8 protein-coding genes and 1 pseudogene are annotated in these 6,422 nt (G+C 56.8%); 6 read left to right on the forward strand and 3 right to left on the reverse strand.

Translation table 11 applies throughout. The features are described from left to right. Positions 1-19: 19 nt before the first annotated feature. From MPJ51_RS20840 to MPJ51_RS20850, 3 genes are all read right to left on the reverse strand, one after another. Positions 20-1,204, reverse strand: a complete 1,185-nt coding sequence (locus MPJ51_RS20840; protein ID WP_298390846.1) for a cytochrome c peroxidase — start codon at positions 1,202-1,204, stop codon at positions 20-22. A gap of 11 nt (positions 1,205-1,215) precedes the next feature. Beyond that, positions 1,216-2,322: a cytochrome c peroxidase gene (locus MPJ51_RS20845; RefSeq protein WP_298390848.1), complete on the reverse strand. Its 1,107-nt coding sequence runs from the start codon at positions 2,320-2,322 to the stop codon at positions 1,216-1,218. Between the two features lie 178 nt (positions 2,323-2,500). After that, a complete protein-coding gene (locus MPJ51_RS20850; protein WP_298390850.1) occupies positions 2,501-2,755 on the reverse strand; it encodes a BolA family protein in 255 nt (84 codons plus the stop codon). A 107-nt stretch (positions 2,756-2,862) separates the two neighbouring features. Here MPJ51_RS20850 and MPJ51_RS20855 point away from each other — a divergent pair, with 107 nt between their 5' ends. The 6 genes and pseudogenes from MPJ51_RS20855 to MPJ51_RS20880 all read left to right on the forward strand — a co-directional run. Next, positions 2,863-3,489 carry a J domain-containing protein gene (locus MPJ51_RS20855; RefSeq protein WP_298390852.1) on the forward strand — a complete coding sequence of 209 codons (627 nt, stop codon included), beginning with the start codon at positions 2,863-2,865 and terminating at the stop codon, positions 3,487-3,489. Positions 3,490-3,686: 197 nt separating this feature from the next. Further along, positions 3,687-4,238 carry a type II toxin-antitoxin system antitoxin SocA domain-containing protein gene (locus MPJ51_RS20860; RefSeq protein ID WP_298390854.1) on the forward strand — a complete coding sequence of 184 codons (552 nt, stop codon included), beginning with the start codon at positions 3,687-3,689 and terminating at the stop codon, positions 4,236-4,238. Beyond that, positions 4,213-4,566: a hypothetical protein gene (locus MPJ51_RS20865; RefSeq protein ID WP_298390856.1), complete on the forward strand. Its 354-nt coding sequence runs from the start codon at positions 4,213-4,215 to the stop codon at positions 4,564-4,566. Before MPJ51_RS20860 ends, MPJ51_RS20865 begins: the two co-directional genes overlap by 26 nt. A 218-nt stretch (positions 4,567-4,784) precedes the next feature. Beyond that, positions 4,785-5,771 carry a cobaltochelatase subunit CobS gene (gene cobS, locus MPJ51_RS20870; RefSeq protein WP_298390858.1) on the forward strand — a complete coding sequence of 329 codons (987 nt, stop codon included), beginning with the start codon at positions 4,785-4,787 and terminating at the stop codon, positions 5,769-5,771. 7 nt (positions 5,772-5,778) lie between these two features. Continuing rightward, positions 5,779-6,108 carry a hypothetical protein gene (locus MPJ51_RS20875; protein WP_298390860.1) on the forward strand — a complete coding sequence of 110 codons (330 nt, stop codon included), beginning with the start codon at positions 5,779-5,781 and terminating at the stop codon, positions 6,106-6,108. A gap of 4 nt (positions 6,109-6,112) precedes the next feature. Continuing rightward, positions 6,113-6,422: pseudogene (locus MPJ51_RS20880) on the forward strand (cobaltochelatase subunit CobT); the annotation flags it as partial.

Raw genomic sequence — 6,422 nt, forward strand, 5'->3', positions numbered from 1 at the left:
TTATGATCGGTCATGACGCTTACTCCTCTGCTGCCGCCGGAAGCGGCTGATAATCAGGCAGTTCGGGTTCCTCGATCAGGATTTCCGCGCCGGACAGGGATTTCAGAAAGGCTACCAGATCTGCCTTTTCCCGATCATTTAGGCCAAGGGGTTGGATCAGCGGGGATTTATTGGCCGAGAACTCATTCTCGCCGCCGCCTTGGTTGTAGAACTCGACCACATCCTCAAGCGTCTCGATCATGCCGTTATGCATGTAGGGCTCGGTATAGAGCGTGTAGCGCAGGGACGGCGTGCGGAACTTGCCCTTGTCGGCCTTTTCCTTGGTGCGGAAATAGAAACCGGGGTCATCCTTGGTGTGGCGATACATCTCTTCGGTCGAGCCTTTGGCAAAAAGCTCGTACCGGAAGGTGACTTGCGCCAGACCGTCATCCTGCCAACCGTCATAGGCGGGCACGCCTGTGTTGTAGTATTTCTCATCCGACAGCAGCGCGCCGTTATGGCATTCGGAACATTGCGCCTTGCCGGTGAACAGCGCCAGCCCGCGTTTCTGTTCCTCGGTCAGTGCGGCATCATCCCCGCGCAAATAATTGTCGAAGGGGGTGTCGGTCTGCACAATCGTGCGTTCGAACGCGGCGATGGCACGCCATGCGTTGCTGATACGCGGCCACTGATCGCCGAAGACATCGTTGAACCGCTCGACATATTCGGGAACAAAAGCCAGACGCGCCTCCATCATATCCGCCTCGCCGTTGCCGGCGACTGCACCGCCTGCGGCGGATTTGGCCTGACTTTCAAGACTTTTGCTTGAACCCGCCCAGAACAGTTTGCCGTAATAGGCCGAATTCACGATGGTCTGGCTGTTGCGCCAATGGGTCGTACCCGGATAACCGAACGAGATCCGGGCCTCGACATCCCAGCCCACATAGGGGTTGTGGCAGGCCGAACAGGGCGTAGAGGGGTTGCCGCCCAGACGCGGGTCAAAGAACAGCATCTTGCCCAGTTCGATCTTGGCGTCTGTCTGGGGGTTGTCCAGCGGGATCGGCGGTTCGCCCAAGGCCGCCAGTGGCGCGTCTACGTCGGGGTCTGCACCACCGATACTGGCCTCGATCTGCATGCCGGTTTCCGACAGCGCCTGAGACCCAAGGACGGCAAACAGGGCGGCGGAGGCGATTGTAACTGACAGGTAAGACTTAGGGTTTTTCATGGGTCCGCTCCTCAGTTTGTCGCATCTTGCCAGTTTTCGATCGGCGCATAGTCCGTATCGATCCGGTCGGCGACAAAGTCAGGACCGGTCAGCCGCTCACCGGACAGCGCCTTGAGGAAGGCCACCAGCTGCGCCTGCTCGGTCTCGGAAAGGTTCAGCGGCTTGATGCGCGGGTCTTTGGTGTCATCTTCACCGCCACCGGCGTTGTAGAAAGCCACCACATCCTCCAGCGTCGCAAGGGTACCGTTATGCATAAACGGCGCGGTGTAGGTCAGTTCGCGCAACGTAGGCGTCATGAAACTGCCGAACGTGTCGGCGGTACGGGTGCGGATATACGCGCCCGGATCAGCGCGCAGATTCATGTAGTTCTCGACGCCGAGGAACTTCATCATGGTCACGAAGGTGATGTGGCGTTCGGGAGTCGCCCAGATTTCAGGATTGTCACCAACACCGATGTTATGCGGCAGATCGTCGGTGAACCGCGCGCCCGAGTGGCAGGCATTGCAGCCATTGGCCTTGAACAGCGCGTACCCCGCCTTGGCATCCTCGGACATCTCGCCGGTGTCGAACGGAGCCCCCCGCGAGATCAGCGTTTTCAGATATTCCGGGATCGCATTGCGCACCCCACCGTTCGAAGGCTCGCCAAACCCAGCCGCCTCGAACATCTCGACATAGACCGGGTCCTGCTTGATACGCTCCTGCATCAGACGCATGTCCATGTTCATGGAATAGGTCTCGGTAATACTTTCGCGGGTCACATCGTTAAGGTTGGTGCCGATGCGTCCGTCATGAAACCACGCCGCACGCTTGGCGCTGTTGATCAGGGTCGGCACATTGCGAAAATGCAGGCTGCCCGCATAGGCGTCCGACAGGGCCTGTCCGTCAGTGAACCCGTGTTCCGGCTGGTGGCAACTGGCGCAGGACAGCTCGGTATCGCCAGACAGGCGGGGATCGAAAAACAAACGTTTGCCAAGCGCCGCCTTGGCCGGGTCGAACGCGATGGCTTCTACCGGACCCGGCTCATCCGCACTGACCTGGTGCACCGGCAATGCGGCACAGATCGTCAGCATTGAAATCACCGACAGCGCCGAGAACGATGTTCTGGCTTTGGTCATCATCAAAATGCCCCTTTATCGCTATTCCGGCAGCGCGGGTTGCGCGGCGACCGGCTGAGCGCATCATAAGGGGCGGTAGAATAGCGGCGCCTTGATCAAGGTTAAATGCCGCGAAAAAACATCAGAAATTGTACCAGGTTAACCATCAAACCCGGCTGCAGGCACCCATGGCACTGGGGCCTCAGACGTCGATATCCAGCGCCAGGGCGTGAATGCGCGGAACGACATCACCCAACGCGGCGTGCACCGCCCGGTGCCTTGCCACGCGGGACTGGCCCTGAAATGCGGCGGACCGGATTCGTACGTTGAAATGGCTTTCCCCGCCCTCGCGGTGACCAGCATGGCCCCGGTGGCTTTCGCTGTCGTCGATCACCTCCAACTCATGCGGGGTGAACGCCTCTTGCAGGCGGGTGCGGATCTCTTCGGTCACGGTCATTTTTTCGCTCGGCGGCAAAATTTTTGCCGCTGCCCTCTTCTACTCTGTGGTGCTTACGTTAAACTGCTGCCTCCGAGTCGAAAAGACATGTTCGCAGGAGCAGGCCCATGGTGAAATCAGACCCTTTCGGATTCGATATGTCCGTATCCAGCGCAAAGAAAAAGAACCCGCGCGGACGGCGGGGGATGACGGGTGCGTCCGAGACCTCGGTCCGCATCTGCGATCATGAGGGATGCGATGAACCCGGAAAGTTTCGCGCGCCCAAAGCACCGGACGTATTGGATGATTTCTTCTGGTTCTGCCAGCAGCATGTGCGCGAATATAACCAGAAATGGAATTTCTTCGACGGCACCACCGAGGCGGAACTGAACGCCCAGCGCTCGAAGGACAAGGTGTGGGAGCGTGAGACCAAACCCATGGGCGACCCCGAGGCCCGAGCCTGGGCCCGTCTGGGCATCGAGGACCCTCATCAGGTGCTGGGTGCGAACAGCACCCAGAACAAGGGCCGCACCTCGGGCAGCGGCGGCCGCCGCCTTCCCCCCACCGAACGCCGCGCCATCGAGATTCTGGACGCCAAGGACAGCTGGTCCAAGGCCGAGATTCGCAAAGCGTACAAAAAGCTGATCAAAGTCCTGCACCCGGACATGAACGGCGGCGACCGGTCACAGGAAGAGCAGCTGCAAGAGGTGGTCTGGGCCTGGGACCAGATCAAGGACAGCCGGAGTTTCAAGTAGGTTTGGGGGTTGGGCAGGGTAGCTCTGTCAAATCAAATCCCATTAATTCAACGCAAGATGGTTGAAAGGCTAACCTCTAGCGAGCATTTACATTTTACTGATTACTATTAAACGTGTAACAATGTGTTTAGTCCGTTCGATGGGAAACGGCGAAAGGGCGTTACCATGCGAAACATACAGCCTCGTAGGTTCAGGCGATGACGGTACCTTATAGTCCACTCGCCATAGCCAACAATTTTTTGGAGCAGTTCGGCCAAGATGGCGGAATCGAACACATGAAACTGCAAAAGCTAGTCTATTGCTCTTATGGCTGGTGGTTGGCTGTGTATGGGATCGAAGCCGAAAGACTTACTTCAGAGGGCCCGCAGATATGGAAGCACGGCCCCGTTTTCGACAGCTTATACCATGCTTTGAAGGTGTTTGGCCGCGCGCCAATTACTTCCCCTCAGTCAACAAACCCATTCCAACCACCAGAAAACGTTGACGAAACCGATGAAAATGTCCGAAATCTCATCTCATGGACTTGGGGGAGGTATGGACATCTGTCCAGCTTCGCGCTTTCCGACATAACCCATAAACCGGGCACACCTTGGCACCGTGTTGCGACAGAAAACAACTTTAGTGTCGCATACAACACATCTATTCCCGATCAGTACATTTTTGAAGAATTTACACGTCTGTTAGATGCAGCGGAGATTGCTTCAAAAGAACAGGCAAAACAAAATGACGAACGGCAAGCCCAAGCTTGATCTGCAGGCAAACCCAACACCGTCAGATGAAGCCGGGGAGTTTTCAAGCCCAGACGAAAAAGCAGACGTAAGAGCCAAAAACCATGAATTGGATGTGTTAAAGGCAAAAATGGGACCAATAGGTGGGCTGATTGGTTCCACAGACTCATCGAAAACCATCGCTTTCATGACTGTGCTCATTTGTCTAATCATGATGACAATTGTCTTCTTTGCGGCTTTTGATGGTGAAAATGGGAACCTACCTGAGGCCGCATTTAACTTACTATCTCTCCTCGGCTCGATTGTAACAGGTTGCATAGGCTTCATTTTTGGCACCAAGGACAAGTAACAGCCCAATCTATCTTTCTTATACGGTGAGCTTACGATCACATTTTTAATCCATAGATCGTCAAAATACTCCGGAATCCATAGCCCTTAGGGCCAGTTTCAAAGAAACATCCGGCTACACCGATTCGGACGCCTCTTTCCCTTGCTCTTGCGCGCAATATGTTGCACCACACACGGGTTCAAACCCGCCATGCGGGGCAACGGATAAGGACAAGGCATATGGCTGACGGCTCGATCGACATCAACGCAAAACCCACCGAGGAAATCTCGGTCCGTGACGTGTTCGGCATTGATACCGACATGGCTGTCAAAGGCTTTGCCGAGGCCAGCGATCGTGTTCCGGCCACCGACCCGACCTACAAGTTCGATCCCGAAACCACGCTGGCGATTCTGGCGGGCTTTGCGCATAACCGTCGGGTGATGATCCAGGGCTATCACGGCACCGGGAAATCGACCCATATCGAACAGGTCGCCGCCCGCCTGAACTGGCCCGCCGTGCGCGTGAACCTGGACAGTCATATCAGCCGGATCGACCTGATCGGAAAGGACGCGATCAAGCTGCGCGACGGCAAGCAGGTCACCGAGTTCCACGAAGGCATCCTGCCCTGGGCCCTGCGCAACCCGGTCGCCATCGTATTCGACGAATATGATGCGGGCCGCGCCGACGTTATGTTCGTGATCCAGCGTGTGCTGGAGCATGACGGCAAGCTGACCCTGCTGGACCAGAACGAGATCATCACGCCGAACCCCAATTTCCGCCTGTTCGCCACCGCCAACACCGTGGGTTTGGGCGATACCACCGGGCTTTATCACGGTACGCAGCAGATCAACCAGGCGCAGATGGACCGCTGGTCGCTGGTCTCGACGCTGAACTACCTCAGCCACGATGCCGAGACGATGATCGTGCTGTCGAAAGCGCCGCTTTATAACACCGCCGAGGGCCGCAAGACCGTCAGCCAGATGGTCACCGTCGCCGACCTGACCCGGACCGCCTTCATGAATGGCGATCTGTCGACCGTCATGAGCCCCCGGACCGTGATCAACTGGGCCCAAAACGCCGAGATTTTCCGCGACGTCGGCTATGCCTTCCGCCTGTCCTTCCTGAACAAATGTGACGAGTTGGAGCGCCAGACCGTGGCCGAGTTCTATCAGCGCTGCTTTGACGAAGAACTGCCGGAAAGCGCGGCGAGTGTGAGCTTGGGGTAAGTATCTGATGGTCGATTGGAAAACAGACACCAATCCAGACTATGAGAACCTGAGCATGGCATTCCTTGAAGCCTATGCGCTTGATCTGAAGCGGGCATTTTTGGCTGATGGGATTTCTGAAAAGAAGGCTGAAGCAGTGGTTGAAACGGCTGTTTTCAATCTTGGTATGTTGTTTGATCAAGGTAGAATTCGCCTGTCCGGACAGCCCTTCAAGCCGCTCCTCGCGTTTCGTGATCAACTGGGACAGGTTGACACTGGGCAGCAAGCGCGGAAGTTTGATTTGCACGACTACGCTCTAGGCATGGTCTCGTCCGCATTCGATGGAAATGATTGGTAAGCCAATGAGCAAACCCAACGACAACCCCGCTGATCCGTTCAAGAAGGCTCTGGCCGAGGCCACCAAGGTTATGGCCGATGATCCCGAACTGTCTGTCAGCTATACAGTAGACCCCTCGGGTCTGTCGGGGGAGTCGATGCGTTTGCCGCAGGTCTCTCGCCGCATGACGCGTGAAGAGGTTTTGCTGGCCCGCGGTACGGCGGATGCCTTGGCCCTGCAGCGCCGGTATCATGACGATGCGACCCATGCGCGCTATGCACCTCCGGGCGATATGGCGCGCGATCTCTATGAGGCGATGGAAACCGCCCGGTGCG

The sequence above is a fragment of the Ruegeria sp. genome (assembly GCF_028066395.1).
GTDB lineage: Bacteria > Pseudomonadota > Alphaproteobacteria > Rhodobacterales > Rhodobacteraceae > Ruegeria.

Coding starts and splice junctions, on each gene's coding strand:
- MPJ51_RS20845 (WP_298390848.1), bottom strand. CDS start 2,322: ATGATGACCAAAGCCAGAACATCGTTCTCGGCGCTGTCGGTGATTTCA.
- MPJ51_RS20840 (WP_298390846.1), bottom strand. CDS start 1,204: ATGAAAAACCCTAAGTCTTACCTGTCAGTTACAATCGCCTCCGCCGCC.
- cobS (WP_298390858.1), top strand. CDS start 4,785: ATGGCTGACGGCTCGATCGACATCAACGCAAAACCCACCGAGGAAATC.
- MPJ51_RS20860 (WP_298390854.1), top strand. CDS start 3,687: ATGACGGTACCTTATAGTCCACTCGCCATAGCCAACAATTTTTTGGAG.
- MPJ51_RS20850 (WP_298390850.1), bottom strand. CDS start 2,755: ATGACCGTGACCGAAGAGATCCGCACCCGCCTGCAAGAGGCGTTCACC.
- MPJ51_RS20855 (WP_298390852.1), top strand. CDS start 2,863: ATGGTGAAATCAGACCCTTTCGGATTCGATATGTCCGTATCCAGCGCA.
- MPJ51_RS20865 (WP_298390856.1), top strand. CDS start 4,213: ATGACGAACGGCAAGCCCAAGCTTGATCTGCAGGCAAACCCAACACCG.
- MPJ51_RS20875 (WP_298390860.1), top strand. CDS start 5,779: ATGGTCGATTGGAAAACAGACACCAATCCAGACTATGAGAACCTGAGC.